This is a genomic window from bacterium (genome assembly GCA_026708055.1).
Lineage (GTDB): Bacteria > Actinomycetota > Acidimicrobiia > Acidimicrobiales > CATQHL01 > VXNF01.
The window spans coordinates 1-20464 of the sequence record JAPOVS010000051.1; the positions used below are offsets into that span (position 1 = coordinate 1).

General features: G+C 70.6%; 18 protein-coding genes. 5 read left to right on the top strand and 13 right to left on the bottom strand.

Translation table 11 applies throughout. The features are described from left to right. Positions 1-34: 34 nt before the first annotated feature. Positions 35-214: a hypothetical protein gene (locus tag OXG55_10585; GenBank protein MCY4103687.1), complete on the bottom strand. Its 180-nt coding sequence runs from the start codon at positions 212-214 to the stop codon at positions 35-37. A gap of 93 nt (positions 215-307) precedes the next feature. Here OXG55_10585 and OXG55_10590 point away from each other — a divergent pair, with 93 nt between their 5' ends. Further along, the gene (locus OXG55_10590; protein ID MCY4103688.1) at positions 308-1246 is read left to right on the top strand and encodes a rhomboid family intramembrane serine protease; all 939 of its coding nucleotides are present in this window, start codon (positions 308-310) and stop codon (positions 1244-1246) included. Positions 1247-1261: 15 nt separating this feature from the next. Here the strand turns inward: OXG55_10590 and OXG55_10595 are convergent, their stop codons facing one another. Both OXG55_10595 and OXG55_10600 read right to left on the bottom strand, forming a co-directional pair. Then, positions 1262-1711, bottom strand: a complete 450-nt coding sequence (locus OXG55_10595; protein ID MCY4103689.1) for an SRPBCC family protein — start codon at positions 1709-1711, stop codon at positions 1262-1264. Between the two features lie 10 nt (positions 1712-1721). Then, positions 1722-2507 (bottom strand): methyltransferase domain-containing protein, encoded by a 786-nt coding sequence (locus OXG55_10600; protein ID MCY4103690.1) that lies wholly within the window; start codon positions 2505-2507, stop codon positions 1722-1724. Positions 2508-2608: 101 nt separating this feature from the next. Here OXG55_10600 and OXG55_10605 point away from each other — a divergent pair, with 101 nt between their 5' ends. Both OXG55_10605 and mnmA read left to right on the top strand, forming a co-directional pair. Continuing rightward, positions 2609-3778: a cysteine desulfurase family protein gene (locus tag OXG55_10605; protein MCY4103691.1), complete on the top strand. Its 1170-nt coding sequence runs from the start codon at positions 2609-2611 to the stop codon at positions 3776-3778. Between the two features lie 27 nt (positions 3779-3805). Continuing rightward, entirely contained in the window at positions 3806-4828 is a 1023-nt protein-coding gene (mnmA, locus tag OXG55_10610) for a tRNA 2-thiouridine(34) synthase MnmA (protein ID MCY4103692.1), read from the top strand. A gap of 13 nt (positions 4829-4841) precedes the next feature. On the opposite strand, the gene OXG55_10615 is transcribed toward mnmA, so the two are convergent. From OXG55_10615 to OXG55_10640, 6 genes are all read right to left on the bottom strand, one after another. After that, the gene (locus OXG55_10615; GenBank protein ID MCY4103693.1) at positions 4842-5711 is read right to left on the bottom strand and encodes a hypothetical protein; all 870 of its coding nucleotides are present in this window, start codon (positions 5709-5711) and stop codon (positions 4842-4844) included. Positions 5712-5723: 12 nt separating this feature from the next. After that, positions 5724-6683, bottom strand: a complete 960-nt coding sequence (locus OXG55_10620) for an ATP-binding cassette domain-containing protein (GenBank protein MCY4103694.1) — start codon at positions 6681-6683, stop codon at positions 5724-5726. Between the two features lie 56 nt (positions 6684-6739). After that, on the bottom strand, positions 6740-7780 hold the full coding sequence (locus OXG55_10625; protein ID MCY4103695.1) for an ABC transporter ATP-binding protein: 1041 nt from the start codon (positions 7778-7780) through the stop codon (positions 6740-6742). Continuing rightward, on the bottom strand, positions 7777-8622 hold the full coding sequence (locus OXG55_10630; protein MCY4103696.1) for an ABC transporter permease: 846 nt from the start codon (positions 8620-8622) through the stop codon (positions 7777-7779). Before OXG55_10630 ends, OXG55_10625 begins: the two co-directional genes overlap by 4 nt. Before the next feature lie 79 nt (positions 8623-8701). Beyond that, positions 8702-9703 carry an ABC transporter permease gene (locus OXG55_10635; protein MCY4103697.1) on the bottom strand — a complete coding sequence of 334 codons (1002 nt, stop codon included), beginning with the start codon at positions 9701-9703 and terminating at the stop codon, positions 8702-8704. Positions 9704-9814: 111 nt separating this feature from the next. Then, positions 9815-11602, bottom strand: a complete 1788-nt coding sequence (locus OXG55_10640; protein MCY4103698.1) for an ABC transporter substrate-binding protein — start codon at positions 11600-11602, stop codon at positions 9815-9817. A gap of 262 nt (positions 11603-11864) precedes the next feature. On the opposite strand from OXG55_10640, the gene ligA reads away from it, so the two are divergent. Further along, entirely contained in the window at positions 11865-14672 is a 2808-nt protein-coding gene (gene ligA, locus OXG55_10645; GenBank protein MCY4103699.1) for an NAD-dependent DNA ligase LigA, read from the top strand. 137 nt (positions 14673-14809) lie between these two features. Here the strand turns inward: ligA and OXG55_10650 are convergent, their stop codons facing one another. The 4 genes from OXG55_10650 to OXG55_10665 all read right to left on the bottom strand — a co-directional run bounded on the left by OXG55_10650 (position 14810) and on the right by OXG55_10665 (position 18666). Further along, positions 14810-16618, bottom strand: a complete 1809-nt coding sequence (locus OXG55_10650) for a DUF262 domain-containing protein (protein MCY4103700.1) — start codon at positions 16616-16618, stop codon at positions 14810-14812. A 149-nt stretch (positions 16619-16767) separates the two neighbouring features. Continuing rightward, a complete protein-coding gene (locus OXG55_10655) occupies positions 16768-17463 on the bottom strand; it encodes a nucleotidyl transferase AbiEii/AbiGii toxin family protein (GenBank protein MCY4103701.1) in 696 nt (231 codons plus the stop codon). Continuing rightward, the gene (locus OXG55_10660) at positions 17460-18191 is read right to left on the bottom strand and encodes a hypothetical protein (GenBank protein ID MCY4103702.1); all 732 of its coding nucleotides are present in this window, start codon (positions 18189-18191) and stop codon (positions 17460-17462) included. The genes OXG55_10655 and OXG55_10660 overlap by 4 nt, the downstream gene beginning before the upstream one ends. A 52-nt stretch (positions 18192-18243) precedes the next feature. Continuing rightward, positions 18244-18666 (bottom strand): hypothetical protein, encoded by a 423-nt coding sequence (locus OXG55_10665; protein MCY4103703.1) that lies wholly within the window; start codon positions 18664-18666, stop codon positions 18244-18246. Between the two features lie 55 nt (positions 18667-18721). On the opposite strand from OXG55_10665, the gene OXG55_10670 reads away from it, so the two are divergent. Beyond that, positions 18722-20458: a PASTA domain-containing protein gene (locus tag OXG55_10670; GenBank protein MCY4103704.1), complete on the top strand. Its 1737-nt coding sequence runs from the start codon at positions 18722-18724 to the stop codon at positions 20456-20458. Positions 20459-20464 lie beyond the last annotated feature (6 nt).

Sequence of the window (20464 nt, forward strand, 5' to 3'; positions counted from 1 at the left end):
CTCTCGGCGCCGACGTCGCCTGGGTACCGGCGGGCTAGGAGGGCAGGGCGTCGCCGCCGGTCGGCGAGGCGACGTCGGTCTCGGCCTCCTCGGCCTCACGGTGCAGCCGGCGGCGGACCAGCGCCACGATCCCGACGATGGCGGCGATCGGGCCGATGATGATGAGGATCTCGTCCCAGCCACCCTGGTGGGCGAGAATCGAGTTGGCGATCATGGGGCCTCCGCAGCTCGGCGCTCACTGTAACCGGCGCCCGCGGCGGGTCGGCGCAGCGCCGGAGGCACCGCAGGGCCCCGGTAGGGTGACGGGGTGAGTGACCGGGCAGGATCGGAGCCGGTCTGCTACCGGCACACGAGCCGTCCCGCCGGTGTGCGCTGCCAGCGTTGCGAGCGGCCGATCTGTCCCGATTGCCAGATCATCGCCCCCGTCGGGTTCCAGTGTCCCGACTGCGTGGCCGCCGCCCGCCGGGGGCGGGCGCTCGGAGCCGCGGCGGCGTCCCGGCCCGCAGCCGCCCCCCGCCGCCGCGTGCAGCCGGTGGTGGTGTCCGGCCCGGCGGCCTTCGATCTCGCCAAGCGCCGCGCCGCGCTCACCGGCGCCCTGGTGGCGGCCAACCTGGTGCTGTTCGTCGTCTCCGCGGCCACCAGCCGGTCGGTGTGGCGCGATCTCGGTGGTCTCGGCGACATCATGGAGAACGGCGCCCTGTGGGGTCCGGCCGTCGCCGTGGATGGGGAGTGGTGGCGGCTGTTCACCAGCGGGTTCCTGCACGCCAACATCCTCCATGTGGGTTTCAACGTGCTGCTCCTGGGACTGCTGGGGGCGCCGCTCGAGCGGCGGCTGGGTGTCGTGCGGTTCGCCGTGCTGTACCTGGCGGCGTTGCTGGCGGGCTCGCTGGGTGCCCTGCTGGCCTCGCCGCGGGCGCTCACGATCGGCGCCTCGGGGGCCGTCTTCGGCCTGATGGGGGCGCACCTCATGGCCTCCCGCGCCGGGGGCCGGCGGGCGCGGGACTCCGGGGTGATGGGGCTCTTGGTGCTGAACCTCGTGACCACGTTCCTGATCCCGAACATCTCCATCGGCGGCCACATCGGCGGCCTCGCCGGCGGTCTGCTGGCAAGCTGGATCCTGCTGGCGCCCGATCGTCGCGGCAGGGTGCCGAGCTGGTTGGCCTCGATGGCGGGGGCCGGCCTCGCCGGGCTCTTCTTCTTCACCGGTCTGCTGGCGGCCACCACCTGGATCGACCCGCTCATCTGAGGGCGCCGGGGCCTGCTAGCGCTCCGGGGACGACTCCACTCGGGCCTTGAGGCGTTCGAGATTGCCCCGCCAGATGCGCCGCAGCACCGGTCGAGCCCCGAGGGCGCCGAGCGGCCCGCCCAGCCACCACGGGAATCGCAGGCCCTCACGCCACACCATCCGGGTGGAGGGGCCCGCGGGCTCCGACGCCAGCTCGAAGCGACCCTCCCCGGAGACCGCACCAGTGTGGCGGACGCCCATGCGGCTCGGCGGCGACCACTCGGTGATCTCCATGAGGTCGGTCGTGCGCAGCGGCCCCACGCGAGTCCGGCAGGCGAAGCGCACCCCGGCACCCCGGCGCTGATCGGTCAGGAACTCGATCGAGATGGCGTCGGCCATCCACTCGGTGTGGGTGGCGATGTCCTCCAGGTGCGCCCAGACCGCCTCGGGCGGGGCGGCGATGGTGGTCTCGACGCGCAGCCTCATCGCTGGGCACTCACCGGCGCGGCCGGTAGACGGCGATCTGCTCCGTCGAGAGGATCGGGTCGAACGTCCCGCCCCGCCAGTCCGCCCAGCGCTCGACCAATGCCAGCCCGGCGTCGCGGGCGGCGGCGTCGAGCTGGGCCGCGGTGCGGTAGTGCAGCCGCCACGGGCGCAGCCGGATCTCCCCGGTGGCGATGTCGATCATCTGACCGCGGATGTTCTGGTTCACCGGATCGTGCTGCCAGGCGCTGAGCACCACCCGGTCGGACTCGACGGCTCGCACGTCCACGCTGTCCACCTGGAATTCCCCGGCTTCGGTGGCGATCCCCCCGGTCTCGCCGGGTTCGTGGCCGGCGCCCGGCAGCGAGGTCTCCACGATCAGGTGGCCGGCGGGTGCCAGCAGCGTGGCCGCCGCCTGGAGGCAGAGCCGCTGCTCCGTCGCGGCGGGCAGGTTGAACAGCGAGTTGAAGGCGCACAGCACCACCGCGAAGCCGGCCCCGGGACGCAACGGCGGGCGGGCCATGTCGCCGAGCACCGGGAGCACCCGCTCGCCGCCGGGCTTGGCGGCCAGGGCGGCCAGCATCGCCCGGGAGGCGTCCAGGGCACACACGTCCGCGCCGGCGGCGGCCAGGGGCAGCGCCAGGCGTCCCGTGCCCGCTCCCATCTCCAGCACCGGCCCACCACCCGCCAGCCGGGCGACCGCGGCCACGCACGCCGTCGTGTCGGTGACGTCGGCGTACCACTCGTCGTAGACGTCGGCGAACGCCTCGCCGTAGGTCCGGGGGTGGTAGTCCTCCACGACTCCAGCCTGTCGCTGCCCGCGCCGAATTCAACGCCGTCGCCGCAACACGAGCCCGCCGACGGCGCTGGCCGCCTGGAAACGGGCCCTAGCCTGGGGACATGGCTGCCGTCGCCTACCTGGATCATGCCGCCTCCACCCCGATGCACCCCGAGGTCGTCGAGGCGATGGGGGAGTTCTACGACGGCTGTTACGCCAACCCCACCGGGGCGCACCGCATGGCCCGCGAGGCCCGGCGGGCCGGCGACGACGCCCGGGACGTCCTGGCCGAGGCGCTCGGCGCCCGGCCCGGCGAGATCGTGTTCTGCGGCAGCGGGACCGAGGCCGACAACCTGGCGGTCTTCGGTGCCGGCTCGGGCGGCCCGGGGGGGACGGTCGTCTGCAGCGCCACCGAGCATCCCGCCGTGCTGCGACCCACCGAGCAGCTGGGCGGGCGCGTCGTCGGTGTCGACCACGAAGGTGCTCTGGACCTCGACGCCCTGGCCGACGCCCTCGACGGCGACGTGCGGCTGGTCTCGGTGATGCTGGCCAACAACGAGACGGGCGTCATCTGCTCCCTGACCGAGGTGGCCGAGGTGATCGCCCGTCACGCGCCCGGCGCGCTGCTGCACACCGATGCGGTGCAGGCCTTCCCGTGGCTCGACGTGGCCGCCCTGGCCGCCCCCGCCGATCTCATCTCGATCAGTGCCCACAAGTTCGGTGGCCCCAAGGGGGTGGGCGCTCTGGTGGTGCGCGACGGCGTGGCGCTGCAGGCCCAGTTGGTGGGCGGCGGCCAGGAGTCCGAGCGCCGCAGCGGCACCCCCAACGTCAGCGGGATCGTCGGCATGGGCGTGGCGGCGGGGCTCACTGTTGCCCGCCGGGCCGATGTGGTGGCCCGCGCCGGCCGGCTGCGCGACCGTCTCGCCGACGGCCTGCGGGCGTCCGTCGAGGGCGTCACCGAGTCCGGTGTCCGTCCCACGACCGGTGCCGCCACGCCGGTCGACCGGTCGGCGAAGGTGGCCGGTTCCTGCCACCTGTGCTTCGAGGGCATCGAGAGTGAGGCGCTGCTCTTCCTCGCCGAGCGGGGCGGCGTGTACGCCTCGGCCGCCTCGGCGTGCGCCAGCGGTGCCGAGCACCCGTCCCACGTGCTCGCCGCCATGGGCTATCCCCGGTCGCTGGCGCGGGGCTCGCTGCGCCTGTCGCTCGGCGCCGCCAGCAGCGAGGCAGACGTGGAGACCGCTCTGGCGGTGCTGCCCCCGGCGGTCGCCCAACTGCGCCGGGCGGCGGCCTAGGCAGGGTCCGGGAACGGGGATCGGCCGGTGCAGGTCCTGGTGGCGATGTCGGGGGGCGTGGACTCCTCGGTGGCGGCGGCCCTTCTTGCTCAGGACGGCCACGAGGTGGTCGGTGTCACGATGAAGCTGTGGGGCGGGCCGTCGGACACCGGCTGCTGCTCCGTGGCCGACGTGATCGACGCCCGGCGGGTGGCCGACGCCCTCGGCGTCGACCATCACGTCTTCAACTTCGGCGAGGACTTCTCCGCCCGCGTCGTGGAGCCGTACGTGGACGATCACGTCGCCGGCCGCACGCCCAACCCGTGCGTCGAGTGCAACCGCCACATCAAGTTCGACAGGCTCCTGCGGCGGGCCGACGCGCTGGGGTTCGACGCCGTCGCCACGGGCCATCACGCCCGGGTGGTGCGCCGTCCCGACGGCACCCGCCGCCTGGCGAGGGGCGCCGATGCCGCCAAGGACCAGTCCTACGTGCTGTACATGCTGGGCCAGGAAACCCTTTCCCGGGTGCTGCTGCCGGTGGGCGACATGACCAAGGACCGGGTGCGCGCCAAGGCCGCCGAGCTGGGCCTGCGCACCGCCGCCAAGCCCGACAGCACCGACGTCTGCTTCATCCGGCGCGGCGAGCGGGACTCGTTCCTGTCGGCGCGACTGGAGGCGACTCCCGCCAGGGTCGTCGACACCTCGGGCCGGCAGCTCGGCGAGATCCCGTCTGCACAGCTGGTGACCCTCGGCCAGCGCAAGGGCCTCGGCGTGGGCGGACAGGAACGTCCGCTGTACGTGGTCGAGCGCGACGTGGCCGGGGGCGTGGTGACCCTCGGCGACCGGGCGGATCTGCTCCGCGACCACCAGCAGGTGCGCGACGTGGCGTGGGCGGCCGGGCCCGTGCAGGGGCCGATGCTGGTGCAGACCAGTGCCCACGGCGCACCCCGCCCGGCGACCCTCGACGGCACCCGGGTGTGCTGGCAGGCGCCGCAGCAACGGGTGGCGCCGGGCCAGAGCGTGGTGTTCTACGACGGCGACGAGGTGCTGGGCGGCGGGATAGCCACCTGAAGTCGTGCCGCCCTCAGGCGGCCGGCGTGGGGATGCGGCGCTTGCGGGCCTCGGCCACGACGGCGGCCGGTCGAGTGGGCGCCACGAGCAGGGCGGCGACCTTCTCGTGGGCGCCGCCGGAGCGGGCGGGGGTGAGGCTCACCGGCTCGGCGAGACGCAGCTCGAACAGCAGCCCGCCGGCGCCCGCGGTGAGATCGCGGGCGTCGCTGCCCGCCGGCGCCGGCCCGAAGGCGGCGATGACCGGCCGGCGGAACAGCGTCGGCTCGGCCAGGGCCAGGCGATCGTGCAGCACCAGTCCCGCCGGCACGTACACCAGCCAGCGCCGGGCCAGGCCGTGCAGGGCCCGCATCCCGGCCACAGCGATCAGCCAGCCCGCCACCGTGACCAGCGGCCCCAGCACCCAGTGGCCCGCCGCCCATAGCAGCGGGCCCGCCGCCATTCCCCCCAGCGTCAGCGCCCAGGTCGGCACCAGCACGCCGACCAGCACCGCCGCCGGCGCCCGCAGCGCCAGGCGCCGCTCGTGGCCGTAGCTGGTGGCGTCGATGAACCGGTCACCCACCAGCGGCGACAGGGCGCCGACGGCCACCATCGCGCCACAGGCCAGGCCCAGCGCCGCGGCCGTCCCGGCTCCGGTGACCGCCGCCGCCCAGCAGGCCGCGGCCAGCACCCCCGGCGCCAGGATCCGCAGCACCGTCAGCGAGGTGGTGTGCGGCACGAGCAGGGCGGTGAGCCCCACGGCCCACAGCGCCCAGGCACCGGCGCCGGCCGTGGTGGCGAACGCCCCCGAGACGTCCTGCAGCGCCTCGCCCAGCAGCCGGCCGGCACTCCAGGGCAGTGACGCCCAGAGAGCCCGCAGCCCGGCGATCCAGAGCTTCCCGATCACCCCTCCAGCCTGCTACGGCGCGGGCGACTGTGGCAGATCGGCGGCGAAATGGCAGGCCACGGGGTGGTCCAGGCCCCGCAGGGTCAGCTCGGGGTCCTCGTCGGCGCAGCGTGGTGCGGCCCGGTTGCAGCGAGTCCGGAAGGCGCACCCCGATGGCAGGTCCAGGGGGTTGGGCACGTCGCCCTCCAGTCGCACCCGCTGCCGTCGCCGCTGGAGATCGGGATCCGGCAGCGGCACCGCAGACAGCAGCGCCTGCGTGTAGGGGTGTCGGGGGTTCCCGTAGACCTGCGAGCGGCTCCCGATCTCGGTGATCCGCCCGACGTGCATCACAGCCACCCGGTCACAGATGTGGCGCACCACCGCCAGGTCGTGGGAGATGAACAGGATCGCCAGCTCCAGATCCCGCTGCAGTTCGGACAGCAGGTTCAGGATCTGGGCCTGGACCGACACGTCGAGCGCCGAGACCGGCTCGTCGCAGATCAGCAGCGAGGGCCCGGGCGCCAGGGCACGGGCGATGGCGACCCGCTGGCGCTGCCCGCCGGAGAGCTCGTGGGGGTAGCGCCGGGCGAACGCCGGATCCAGGCCGACCCGTTCGAGCAGCTCGGCCACCCGCCGGCCGATGTCGGCGCCTGGCTCCCAGACCCGCAGGCCCTCGCCGACGATGTTGCGCACGGTCAGGCGCGGGTTCAGGCCGGCGTAGGGATCCTGGAAGACGATGCCCAGCTCGCGCCGCACGGTGCGCATCTCGGCGGCCGGCAGGGCCGTCAGGTCCTGGCCGCGATAGCGGATCGAGCCGGCCGTCGGCTCCAGGAGGCGCAGGATCAGCCGCGCCGTCGTGGACTTGCCGCAGCCCGACTCGCCGACGAGGCCGAGCGTCCGGCCGGCCTCGAGATCGAAGGACACGCCGTCCACCGCCTTCAGCACGCTGCGGCGCGTGCCGAAGTGCTTCTCGAGCCCCTCGACGACCAGCAGTGGTCTGTCGGCGGGATCCGGGTCCCGGCCCTCGGCGGCGGCGGCGGGCGCGGCACTCACGGCGCCGGCCCGATGCTCTCGCTGTGGTGGCAGGCCACGGACACGTCGCTTCCCGGCGGCCAGACCCGCATCTCCGGAGCCTCGACACCGCAGACGTCGGTGGCGAAGCCGCAGCGGGGAGCGAACCGGCACCCGGGCGGCGGATGGATGAGGCTGGGCGGCGTGCCGGCGATGCGCGCCAGGTCGCCCGGGGTGTCGTCGATGCGGGGCATCGCCGCCAGCAGGCCGGCCGTGTAGGGGTGTCGGGGGCGCCGGTAGACCTTGCGCACCTGACCCTGCTCCACCGACTTGCCGGCGTACATGACCATGACCCGGTCGGCGGCGGAGGCCACGACGCCGAAGTCGTGGGTGATGAGCAGGATCGACCCGTTCAGGTCACGCGCGATCCGGGCCAGGGTCTCCAGAATCTGAGCCTGCACCGTGACGTCCAGCGCCGTGGTCGGCTCATCGGCGATCAGCACCTTCGGATCGAGAGCCACGGCCATGGCGATCATGACCCGCTGGCGCATCCCGCCGGAGAGTTCGTGAGGGAAGGAGTCGGCGCGCCGGGCGGGCGCCGGGATGCCCACGAGGTCCAGCAGCTCGATGGCCCGGCGCTTCGCGACGGCGCGGGGCACGCGCTCGTGGGCGCGGATCATCTCGACGATCTGGTCGCCGACGCGCCGCAGCGGGTGCAGCCCGGTGAGGGCGTCCTGGAAGATCATGGCGATCTCCGCCCCCCTGATCTCCCGCAGGCGCTCGGGGGTGGCCTGCGCGAGGTCCTCGCCGCGCAACAGCACCTGCCCGCCGACGATGCGTCCGGTGCGCCGCGGCAGCAGCCCCAGTATCGACAGCGCCAGCACCGTCTTGCCGCAACCGGACTCGCCGACGACGGCCAGCACCTCGTCCTCGTACAGGTCGAGGCTGATGCCGTCGGTGGCGGTCACCGTCCCGTTCTCGGTGTCGATCTCGGTACGCAGGTCCCGCACCGACAGCAACGGCTCGGTCGGGGAGAGTATCCGAGGGCCCGATCGCGCCGGCCCGGCCGAGGTACTCACAGCTCCTCCTGCGTCGGGTCGAGCGAGTCGCGCAAGCCGTCGCCGATGAAGTTGACGCACAGAGCCGTGATGACGATCGCCAGGCCCGGTGCCCAGACCAACCAGGGCGCCGTGATCACGAACCCCTCGTTCCCGCCCAGCATGTTCCCCCAGGTGGCGGTGTGCGTGGGGCTGACGCCCAGGCCCAGGAAGCTGAGGGTCGACTCGGCCAGGATTGCCGCCGCCACCGTGAGCGAGGCAGTGACGGTGATCTCGCCGACCAGGTTGGGCAGCAGGTGGCGGCGCATGATCTGCCACCTCGGCACACCCAGCGCCCGTGCCGCCTCCACGAACTCCAGCTCCTTGAGTGCCAGCACCTTGCCCCGCACGATGCGGGCGAGCGCCATCCAGGCGATGCCCGAGAGGACGATCACCACGTCCCACACACCGTCGCCGAGGAGCCTGGCGGCGACGATGACGACCATCAGCCCCGGCAGTGCCAGCAACGTGTCGGTGAGGCGCATCAGCACCGCGTCGAGCAGCCCGCCGAAGTAACCGGCCACGATGCCGACCACGGTGCCGACGCCACCTGCGATGAGCGCCACCATGACGCCGACGAGCAGCGAGACGCGCCCGCCGTGGAGGATGCGGCTGAGGTTGTCGCGCCCGAGGGTGTCGGTTCCCAGCAGGTAGGTGCCGTCGGGGCTCGCCAGGATGTCGTCGAGGTTCTGCTCCACCGGGCCGAACGGTGCGACCCGGTCGGCGAACACCGCGCCGGCCACGATCACCACCAGCACCACGGCCGAGATGACCGCCGGTCGCCGCCGGAGGAAGCGGCGCAGCGCCAGCCGCCACGGGCTCATCGGCCTCTCCGTGGCGAGGGACTCGGCCTCGCCGCTACCCGCGGGCAGAGCGCCGCGCCCGCCGGAGGCTGCGGGCCCGTCAGACATGGCGGACCGCCCCGCGCCCCAGGCGCACACGGGGATCCAGCACCCCGTAGAGAAGGTCGGCGACCAGGTTCAGCGCGAACACCGCCACCGCCGTGATCATCACCACCGGCAGCAGGATCGTGTAGTCGCCGCCGTTGAGGGCGTCGAGGAACAACAGCCCCATGCCCGGGTACTGGAACACCCGCTCGGTGACGATCAGGCCGCCGACGAGTTGGCCGATGTCGATGGCGACCAGCGTCGTGACCGGCACCAGCGCCGAGCGCATGCCGTGGCGCACCACCACCCGGCTCTCGCGCAGCCCCTTGGCGCGGGCGGTGCGGATGTAGTCGGCGCCCATCACCTCCAGCATCGAGGACCGCATGTAGCGGCTGTAGACGGCCACCAGCTGCAGCGACAGCGCCATCGTGGGAAGGATCAGGTGGCGGACCCGATCCAGGAGGTCGAAGCCCTGTTGGCCCGGTGAGTAGATGCCCGCGGTCGGCAGCAGGGGCGGACCCACTCCCAGCCAGTTCGCCAGGTAGAGGCCGAAGAACAACTGCAGCATCAGGCCCAGCCAGAACACCGGGATGGAGATGCCCAGGAACGACACGCCCACCGAGGTGTAGTCCCACAGCGAGCCGCGGCGGATGGCCGAGATCGTTCCGACGGCCAGGCCGATCAGCAGGGAGAGGCTGACGGCCGCGGCCACAAGCAGCAGCGTGTTGGCCAGGGCCCGCTCCACGAAGGGCCACACGTCCTGGCCGTTCTTGACCAGCGACGTGCCGAAGTCGCCGGTCACGAAGTTGCCGAGCCACTTGCCGTACTGCACGTGCAGCGGGCGGTCCAGGCCCAACAGCTCGATGTAGGCCTGCTTGGCCTCGGGGCTGATCCGCGGGTTGAGCGTGAGTTGGGCGGCGGGGCTGGAGATCTGCCCGGCCGCCCAGAACGTGCCGAAGGAGATGACCACCAGCACCGGGACGGTGACGGCCAGGCGCCGCAGGGCGTAGGCGATCACGGGTGCACCCGCCGTGACCTTCGGACTCCGCTCACGTCGCCTCGGCCTCGCCTCCTGTGCCCCGGCCGGCGCCCGTGTGAGGGTCCGCGGGGCGGCGCTCCCGTCCGCCTCTCAGCCGATGACGCGCCAGTCGTAGATGTCCTTGAAGCCGCCGTAGACGCTGAAGGCGTAGGCGCCGGGACCCTCGACGAGCGAGCTGTTCCAGACCAGCAGGTAGGGCAGCAGGTACAGCGGGATCCAGGGCACGTCGTCGGCCAGGATCGCCCCGAGTTCGTGCACCAGCGCCAGCCGGGCCCCGGCGTCCACCTCCCGGTCGATGGCAGCGGCCAGGTCGCTGGCCTCCTGGCTTGCGTAGGCGGTGAAGTTCTGGCCGGTGTACCCGTTGGCCTCGGTGGGGATGCCGTCGATGTCGTACAGCGTCTGCACGGACGGATCGGGTGATGTGCTGCTCGCGTAGAGCGCCACCGGCCCGAAGTTCATGACCGGCAGCCGGTTCTGGAACAGCTCGCCGGCGTCGTAGTTGATGATCTCCCAGCCGATGCCGAACGGCGCGGTCATCTCGCTGACGAGGGCCTGCACGTCCTCGCGCCGCTTGTTGCCCGCCACGGTGTTCCACTGCAGGATCAACTCCTCGCCCTCGGGGTTCACCCAGAGGCCGTCGGGGTCGGGCCGGCTCCAGCCCTCGGCGGTCAGTAGCTCTGTCACCTCGTCCAGGTCCTGGGTGTAGCGGGCGAAGTCGTCGTTGCACCATTCCCCGAAGGTGGGGTTCCAGCCGGCGCACTGCAACACCTGGGGATCGTCGATGATGGAGCCCAGCGCCACCTCGGCGATGAGTTGGCGGTCCAGCGAGTAGGCCACGGCCCGGCGAATGTTCCCGGTGATCTCGAAGCGGCGGTCGGGGGCGTTCTGGTTGATCCAGAGCCCCTCCAGGTACGTGCCGCCGCCGCCCACGAAGGTCAGATCGCCGGTGAGGCGCTGCACGGCGCCGGGGAACGGCTGCGGGAACGCCGCCATGACCTCGCCGGTCTGCAGGGCCACGATCTCGGAGTCGGTGTCCTCGCGGGGCACCATGACGACCCGGTCCACCAGGGGCCGGCGCTCGGGCACCCAGTAGAGCTCGTTGGGGACCAGCACGTGCTGGTCCTGGCTCCAGGACTGCTGCAGCCAGGGGCCGGCCGAGACGGGGATGTGATCGTTCCAGGCGCCGGCGATGTTGGTGTCGGGGCCGAGGGCGTGGGCGGGGAGCACGAATCCGAACAGGTCCCGCCAAGGGGCGTAGATCTCACTGAAGGTGACCACCGCGGTGTGCGGGTCGCTGGTGTCGACGTCGGTGATGAGTTCGTAGCCGATGGTGCCGAGGGTGCCGTCGGTGTCGAGGCGGGCCCGCCAGGTGAACCGCACGTCGGCGCTGGTGAACGGCGTGCCGTCGCTCCAGACGGCCTCGGGGTTCAGGCGGTAGGTGACCGTGAAGGTGCCGTCGTCGGCCACCGCGAGACCGTCGTTCTCGATGGTCGGCTCCTCGAGGAGGGTGGGGGAGGGCCGGTAGGCGTTGCCGGGGTCCAGTTCCATGAGCGACGGCAGCAGGTGCGTCGCCACCGACCAGATCATCCAGGTGGAGTTGGCGCAGGAGGTCACTGGGTTGAGGCACTCGGGCCACTGCTCCACGGCCAGGATCAACTCGCCGCCGCGCGCCTCGGTGGGCTCGTCGCCGGCGGCGGGCTGCGGGTCCGCGGGGGTTGGCGGCGTGGCGGTCGTCTCGTCGCCGGCCGTGTCCGGTGCGGCCGACGTCGTGGTGGGTGTGCCGGCTGCCGGTGTCTCGCCGTCGCCGGCTCCGCCGCCGCACGCGGTCACAACGAGAACCAGAACCGCCGGCAGCGCCGCCATCCGTCTACGCGTCATGTGCACAAAGCTATTCGCCGGCAGGGGTTTCCCGAGCGATCCTGTGCATGCGTCATCCCGGCGCGGGTGCCGGGGAGGCCGGCCCCGATGCTGCATGCCCAATTGCTCGAACTCGCCGGCCGGGCGCAGTTCGCGGCGGTCCGGGGATTCGGACGTGGCCGTCGGTGGGCGGTTCGGGAATGAAGTGCGGGACTGTGTCGCAGGGCGTCGGTACAGTTCGGGCGTGGTGAGTGAGCCTCGCTCGACCGGGAGTGCGGCAGCCGTGCCGTCCGAGGCCGATCGGGCCAGGGCGGAGGAGTTGCGCCGGCTGGTGCGCCGTCACGCCGAGCTCTACTACGGGCGGGGCGGTTCGGAGATCCCCGACGCCGACTACGACGCCTTGGTCGCGGAGCTGCGCGCCCTCGAGGAGCGCTACCCCGAGTTGGCCGATCCCGACTCGCCGACGCAGACCGTCGGTGCCCCGCCGTCGGTGCTGTTCGCCCCGGTCACCCACGATGTGCCGATGATGTCGCTGGACAACGCCTTCGACATCGCGGAGCTTCAGGCTTGGGACACGCGGGCCGCCTCCCGTCTCGACGGGCCCGCCGGTCCCTACGTCTGCGAGTTGAAGTTCGACGGTCTGGCGATCTCTGTGCGCTACGAGCGGGGCTGGCTGGTGCGCGCCGCCACCCGCGGCGACGGCAGGGTGGGCGAGGACGTCACGCACAACGTCGCCACCATCGACGACGTGCCCCGCTCGCTGGGTCCCGGCGCACCCGAGGTGCTGGAGGTGCGGGGCGAGGTCTACATGGCGATCCCCGCCTTCGAGCGGCTCAACGAGGCGCGGGAGGCAGCGGGCGAGGCCCGCTACGCCAACCCCCGCAACACCGCGGCGGGGTCGCTGCGCCAGAAGGATCCGTCCGTCACCGCCGAGCGGGAGTTGAGCTGGTGGTGCTACCAGCTCGGCACCACCGTCGGCGGCCCGACCCTCGAGCGCCACAGCGAGACGCTGGAGTTCCTCGCCGACCTGGGGCTCCCCGTCAACGACGCCTGGCGTCGTATCGAGGATCTAGCTGCTGTCGAGACCTATGTGTTGAGGGCCGAGGAGCAGCGCCACGCCCACGACTACGAAACCGACGGCGTGGTGATCAAGGTCGACGACTTCGAGCGCCAGCGGGCACTGGGTGTTACCAGCCACCATCCCCGCTGGGCGGTGGCCTACAAGTTCCCGCCCGAGGAGCGCAGCACCAGGCTGCGGGAGATCCAGGTCTCCATCGGCGGAAAGGGCAAGGCCACGCCGTTCGCCGTGCTGGAGCCGGTCTTCGTGGGCGGCTCCACGGTGCAGATGGCCACGCTCCACAACGAGGATCAGGTACGGGCGAAGGACGTACGCCCCGGCGACATCGTCGTCGTGCGCAAGGCCGGCGATGTGATCCCCGAGGTGCTGCGCCCGGTGAAGTCCGAGCGCGCCGAGGGGCTGCCGGAGTGGGTGTTCCCGGAGTTCTGCCCCTGCGCCAACCGCTCGCCGCTCGTACGCGAGGGCGACGACGCCGCCCACCACTGCCGCCACCCGCAATGCCCCGCCCAGCAGGCCGGCGCCATCGAGCACTTCGCCTCCCGCGGCGCCATGGACATCGAAGGTCTCGGCGAGAAGAACGTCCGGCTGCTGATCGACAAGAAGCTGCTATCGGACGTAGGCGATATCTACGTCCTGCCGGCCAAGGCCGAGCAGATCGCCAGGCTGGAGATGGAGAGCACCTACGGCGAGGACGCGGCCGCCAGGCTGCTGAAGTCCGTCGAGGCCTCCAAGACCCGACCACCGGTCGGCGCCTGTCTCGGTGGACAATACGACTATCGACGGTTGACAGGCCTCCAGACCCGCCGCAGGCGGCTGTCAGCCGCATTGCTGCATGGATTGGGCATCAAGGGGGTGGGTGAGAAGACGGCGCAAGCACTCGTGAGGCACTGCGGGAGTCTCGAAGCGTTGGCAGAGGCGGATGAGCAAGAACTGAGGGGGGCCGATGGGGTCTCGGAGAGGGTTGCTCGAGAAATCCGGCGCTTCTTCGCGGACCCGGACGAGCAGGTTGTCTTGGCCGCACTGGCTAGCGCCGGCGTAGATGCCGCCGCAGGCTTCACCGAGGCCGCTAAGAGGGCGACAGTTGTTAGCACGCCGGATGGCGATACGAAGGCAACGGAGGTTCGTCAGGTCACCCCTGCTGTGGAGGCGGCAGCCACCACCGGCGCAGGCGGGACGGTCGCGGGCGCGCCGACGGAACCGGCGGCCGGCATCCAACCCGAGGCCGCGCGGGCCGGGGCGCCGACCGTCGGCGACGCAGCGAGGCCGGTCGAAGCCTCACTCGTCCGGCGCATCAGGACGTACGCGGGCGCCCTGGGCATCACCGGGCTGGGGGAGAAGCTGGCGGCCGAGTTGGTTGCCGCCGGGCTGGTCGCCTCTGTCGCCGACCTCTACCGGCTGCGGGTGGCCAGAGTGGCGGAACTGCCCACCGTGCGCACCTTCGGCAAGCAGAACGCCGCCAACCTCGTGGCCGGCATCGAGGCCTCCAAGCAGCGGCCGCTGGCGCGCCTGCTGTTCGGACTGAACATCCGCCACCTGGGCGGGGCCGTGGGCGAGTTTCTCGCGGACGAGTTCAGACACCTGGACGACATAATCGCGGCGGACGCGGAGCGGCTGGCGGAAGTTCCCGGCGTCGGTCCCACCATCGCCACCAGCGTGCGGGCCTTCTTCGATGACAAGGACAACCGGGCCGTTGTCGAGAAGCTGCGCGCCGCCGAGGTGAACTTCGCTCGCCCGTCACCTACCGACGAGGGCGAGGTCTTGCCGACGACCCTCGAGGGCATGGCCATCGTCGTAACCGGCACCCTCGAGAACTACAGCCGGGAGGAGGCGGCGGCAGTGATCACCGCGCGGGGTGGTCGGTCGCCGGGCAGTGTGTCGGGCAGTACGACGGCCGTCGTGGCGGGGGCGTCGCCCGGCGCCTCGAAGCTCACCAAGGCTGGGAAGTTGGGCGTCCCGATCCTCGACGAGCAGGCATTCAAGCACCTCTTGGACACCGGCGAATTCGATCAGTAGTCCCCGTCGCCCGGATCAACACTTCAGGGGGCGAACTCCTTGACTAGTAGCATGAGGGCGAAGATCCCCGGTCGGCAAGACCGTTGGTCGCCGCGCCGTTGGCACGATCCACGACGTATTCGTTCACCGCCGCGCGCTCAGACAGATGCGTCTAGTCCGAATCTCGCAGGGTTCCAGATGATCTTTGCCAAGTCTCGGAAGAGTTCTTGACGCTCGTCGATGGCCGCTCTCGTGAATGACTCGTACGACTTAAATGGCAGATCGTGTTCTTCGCGCAGTCTTCGGAGGGCCGGGTTGTGTTCGTACATCTTTGGGTGCAGCGATTGTTCGAGTGGATTCTGGGAGAAATAGTGGGGTAGCTTCTCCTCGTATGGCATGTCGCTATAGCTGGCGTTGAAGTCTTTGGGAAGGAGCAATTGTCCGCCGATCTTGTTGCGATACTCGGCGAACTCGTGTTCGAAGTCGAACTCATGAGCGTGACTCTCGAAATGGTTGGCCCAGATGTGTTCTACTTCAAATGGTGGGTTACGCTTCCGGCTCAAGTACTCATCGAAGGGCACACCAGTCACAAGCTCAGTGTCCAGCCAGGATGTCATTCGTGCGAGAAGATACCGGATATGTGATTTCTTGCGCCTATGGAGTCCAAGCCAGAGCATTCCATCGAGGCGCTTGTCTTCCTCTTCTAGCCATTCAGACAAGACACTTCTGATCATCTCAGTCGATTGGTTTCGCAACTTCTTCATCAGATTGAACATCGTGTATACGATCGTGGAATACCCGAAGTTGCGGTAGTTGACCATTCGCCGAACGACATAGATGTCCAGCGCTCCTGCGACTAGGGCAGCCTTTTGTCGGAAGGTCTCGTCATCGTCCTCGGGAGTGATCGCAGCAAGAATTACAGCCAGTTGAAGTGTCAAGCCGCTCCGAGTGTTGTAGCGGACGGATTGCAGTCCATCTCGGAGGTTCGACGAGGCGTCGATCAGTTCGATGTATCGTCCGCTTAGCGGAAAGAACTCGTCAACGACCAGTCGACGAAAGTCATCGTCGCTGCGTAGGCCGAGGTCCTCGGACTTGTCGCGTACCCATTTGTGAAATGCAGTTCCGATGACGTCAAAGTCACCGGGTGAGGCCTTCGCCTTACCCTGGCGTATAGTGTCAGCATAGTTGCCTCGTAACCAAGCCTTTACGAACTCTGCATCGGCATTTTCTTCCACATCAGTCAACGCTGTTATGCGCGTTCGCCAATCTTCGTTAAGCGTATGAATGGCATCCTCGTCGCCAACACGGGCAATGAGGTAGCTCTTTAGCATGTCGATGCTCGTTAGGCGCAAACCTCGGTCGTTCATCGTCTCGAAGATCTCGAGTGCCATATCCTGATCGGGGATAGTGATCTCCACCAGAGTTACTCGGTGCTGCAACCAGTCAGTGAAGTACGGAAGTATCTGCGCATCTTCACCACGTAGATCATCGGAGAATCGCTCAAGAATGGTTCTGTATCTGTCCCAGAGATTTCGCACGGACTCACGCTCGTTGCGAGTGTCGAAGTCCAGATCGTCAAGAATGGCCTGGAGACAATCCGCACGTTCTGGGACATCGAGATTGAAAGTCTTCCGGCCCATGGAATACGAGTAGATCAGCAGGTTGAGCGCGGTGGCGTCCTCGGGGTGCGTATCCTTGAGCCACCTCCGTAGACAGATGAGCAGAAGAGTCAAGGTCGTGATCCGCTGCTGACCGTCGACGAGATAGCGAACGCCGTCACGTTGGGCGGTGACGATCGGACCGAGGAAGTACGGTCGATAGGATGCGACGGCTGGCCGCTCATGTGAGCTCTCGTACTCATCGAGGAAGCGGTCGGTGAGATCATCGAGGAGATCTGCCACTTGGGCTTCCGCCCACCGGTACTCGCGCTGATAGAAGTCCAAGCCATAGCGCGTGTTCGACAGCAACTGGCTGACCGATCGGGCTGAGCCGACTATGTGTTGGATGTCCGCCTCAGGAGCCCTCTTTCAGTCTGCGGAGCCTTCGTCTGCCGACAGAGAATAGGCGGCACCGTTCGCCCGCAGTGACGGTCTGAGTTTGTGCGCGGGGGTTTGGGCTACGACGGGCGTGGTCGCAGGCCGGACTGCAGCGCCCAGTCGAGGACGGCGCGCCGGCGTGCGGCGAGGTGGCCGGCGGCTTCAGTGAGGTGGCGGTCGAAGGCGGGGTCTGGGTCTGTGGGGGGCGGGCTGGTGGCGAGCTGGGCGATGTGCAGTGTTTCCTCGTAGGTGACGGTGGGGGCGTAGCGCTGTCGGTGGTAGCGAAGTCCGTCTTCGATGGTGCAGGCGCCGGTGCGATCCATGGCGGCGATGTCGATGTAGTCGCGGCCCTGCCGACGGTGCTGGATGACTTCGAGTTTGGTGGCCATGAGGTCCGGGACCGACCCGACGGCGATGCCGTCGACGACGCTTGGGGCGGCGAGCTGGGTGGCGTGGCCGGCGACGAAGCCTCGGAGGTCTCTCATGACGGTGACGGGCACGCCGTCGAAGGCGACTTTGGCGATGTGCGGCCGGTCGTCGTCTCTGTAGGCGGCGCGGGCAGCGGCTGACAGCAGCTTGGCGGCGACGGCGGGTGAGTCGAAGGGTTCCAGGGTCATGAAGTCGAGGTCGTGGCTGTGGCGGTGGCGCAGGAGCATGGCGATGGCGGTGCCGCCCATCAGAGCGCAGTCGAGGCCCTCGAGGGCGGCGGCGACGCGGGGCCACGCCGCGATCATGTTGTCGCTGAGGACATCGCTGTAGTCCCCGATGGCGGTCAAGTCAGCGCCTCGATGGCCGCGGCGATCAGCTTGGGGGCTTCCGAGCCGGCGTCGGGGTAGCGGCTGTGGCAGGCGGCGAGCTGCTCGACCGTGAAGCTCGACAACACCCAGGATCGGGCCTCGGAGTCGAACGATTCGATGAGGCGGCAGCCCACGAGGGCGGCGTCACGGGGCAGGCGCAGATCGGCGGGGTCCGATCCCGAACAGAAGTGATGCCAGAACTCATCGGGGACCGGCCCCTTGGGGCCTCGACGCTGGGTGGGGTCGGGTCGGGGCACGTCGGCCATGAGCGCCGCGGTGGCAGATGCACCGGCGAGGCGCCAGAACACGATGCGCTCATGTTGGCGCCGCACCGGCGGGGTCTCCTCGCTGGCCACGACGAGCCCGGCATCGCGGAGCCGCCGCAGCGCCGCAGAAGCGGTCGCGACGTCGAAGCCCGCCCGGTGCGCGACCGCTGCTTCGGCGGCGCCGCGCGGCCACAAGCGCAGCACCGAGAGGATCGCCCTCTCGCAGGGCTCCAGGACCTCAGCCGGAGTAGCAGCGGGGGCGGTGATCGCCGTCATGGCGGTGGGGCCGGCCACAGCGTCGAGAGTAGTTGCCGCGGAGGACGGGGCGGCGGGCCAGTACAGCTTGGGGCGGCGTCGCTCCCGCACCCGCAGCCGCGCCTCGAAGGCGGGGAGATGGGTGGTGAGCAGCGTGTTGGAGAGGATCTCGAGGTAACCGTTCACGGTGGAGCGGACTGGCGGACGACTCCGCGGTCGCTCGGTCCGGCCGTGTCGCTCAGGCGGCCCTGAAGCACCAGCGGACCTCGCCCCGGCGGGGCGAGTTGGGGCCCTCGGCGAACGGGTAGAAGACCGCCCGGGCGCAGTTCTCCCCGGCGCGCAGCTTCGTGACGGTCTGCGACCGGCCCGGCTGGTACACGGACCGGTTCACCGAGGTGGCCTGCACCGACTCGTTCTCGGGCAGTCGACGGCCGTTCAGGTACAGCTCGATGACGTAGCGGGGCGTGTCGGTGAGGTCGAGCCCGAACGCCTGCTGCACGAGCACCTCGCTGCCCGGCTCGGGGATCAGCTCCTCCACCCGCGAATCCACCGGGGGGCCGCTGTCGCCGTCGCGCACCAGGACGGCGGCGGTGATGGAGGCGATCCCTGCAGTGGCGATGAGGGCGGCGATGAGTGCCTGGCGGCGCTTACTCAGAGCCACGACCGTCAGGCTAGAGCCGGTCTGATCGCCAGCCGCGGCGGTAATCTCGACCATCGTGGACACCGGAGCCTCCGAGCCTCCTGACGAGAACGCAGGCGACGGCGTCCCCGGGGAGGTGCTCGAGCCCCTCGAAGGCGACGACACCGGTCAAGCCGAGGTGGAGCCGGAACTCGCCGGAGACGTGTCCACCGGCGGCCCTGCGGAGGCGGCCGAACTCCCCGCCGCCGAACGCGGCGAGACCGCCTGGGAGCCCGTGCCGATCGCCGGGCGCTACCGGATCGGCGAATACGTGGCCGAGAGCCGGCTCGGGAGGACCTACCGGGCCACCGACGGCGACAGCGGCCAAGACGTGGAGGTGACGTTCCTGGACGCCGAGGCCGTGGCCGACGCGGCGGACGCCGCGGCCCGCCTGGAGGAGTTGCGCAACCTCCGGCACCTGCACGTCCTGCCGCTTCTGGACTGGCAACTCGACCCGGTGCCGTACCTGGTCCATCCGGCTCCGGCGATGCGCCTGCAACGACTCATCGAGTCGGGGGCGGCCCTCACGCCCTCCCAGACGCTGCTCATCGGTCTGCAGGGGGCCGAGACGCTTTACAACCTGCGCCGGAGCGGGGTCACCCACGGGGCTATCACACCGGCGAACTGCTGCGTCGACGTGCGCGGCCGGCTGCGGCTGGCCGACATGGGAGTGGACTTCCTGCGCCGCCCACTGCATCCCTCCGAAGCGACCCGCTACGACGCCCCCGAGACGATCCGGGTCGTCGATCTCGGGATGCCGCCCGCCGGGGACGAAGCGGTCGAAGCAGCGGCCGGCGCGGCAGAGGACGGGACAGGCGAGTATCCCGCCGTCGACGTCGGGGCCGGCACGCCTGCGCCCGCCGCCGGGACCGCCGACCCGGGAGATGCTCCGGCCCCGGTCGGCGACCCAGTTGCCGGGGCCGCCGCGGCCGACGTGTACAGCCTTGCGGTGGTGCTGACCGAGGCCGCCGCCGGCCGACCCGTGGCGCCCGGGGAGATGAGCCAACTCGGGCGCCTGACGGCTCCGGCGGGCGGGGGGACCGCCACCGCCAGGAACGTGGCGCGCCTGGCCCCGCTGCTGGCGCAGGCGTCGGCAACCAGACCCGAGAACCGCCTCGAGGCCGACGAGCTGGCGCTGGCGCTGCGCGCCACCGCCGAGATGTTCCCGCCGCCCACTCGACTCGACGAGGCGTTCCGGCGCGCCGAAGAGCATGAAGCGAGGCCCGCCTCGCCGGAGCCGGCGGAGGTCGGCCCGGCGACGCAGCCCGGGCGCATCCGGCGCCTCGCGCTGCACTCGGCGGTCGCGGCGGCGGTCGTGGTCGCCGCCGCCCTGCTGGTGATCTTCAGCACTCCCGGTGACGACACACCTGCTCGCGCCGTGCCCGGGGTGGTCGGCACGGATTGGTCCGAGGCCTCGGAGACGCTCACGGCCTCGGGCTGGGAGGTGCGCCGCCTGGACGTGCGGGTCCCGGGCGCAACGCCCGGCGAGGTCGTCGGGCAACTGCCCTCCGAGGGCGAGCTGCTCGACGAGGGCCAAGCGGTCAAGGTGCAGGTGAGCCTGGGGGAGCCGCTGGTCGTCATCCCCGCCGACATCGTGGGGATGACCGTCGAGGATGCCGGGTTGCGGCTCTCCGAGATCGGTCTCAGGATCGGCGCCGTGCAGACCACTCTGGATCCGGCCGTACCCGAAGGCTCGGTGGTTGCGGTCAACGAGATGCTTCCGGAATTGCCGCGCGGTTCGGCTGTGGATCTGGTGGTCGCCGTCGGGGGGTAGCTTCCG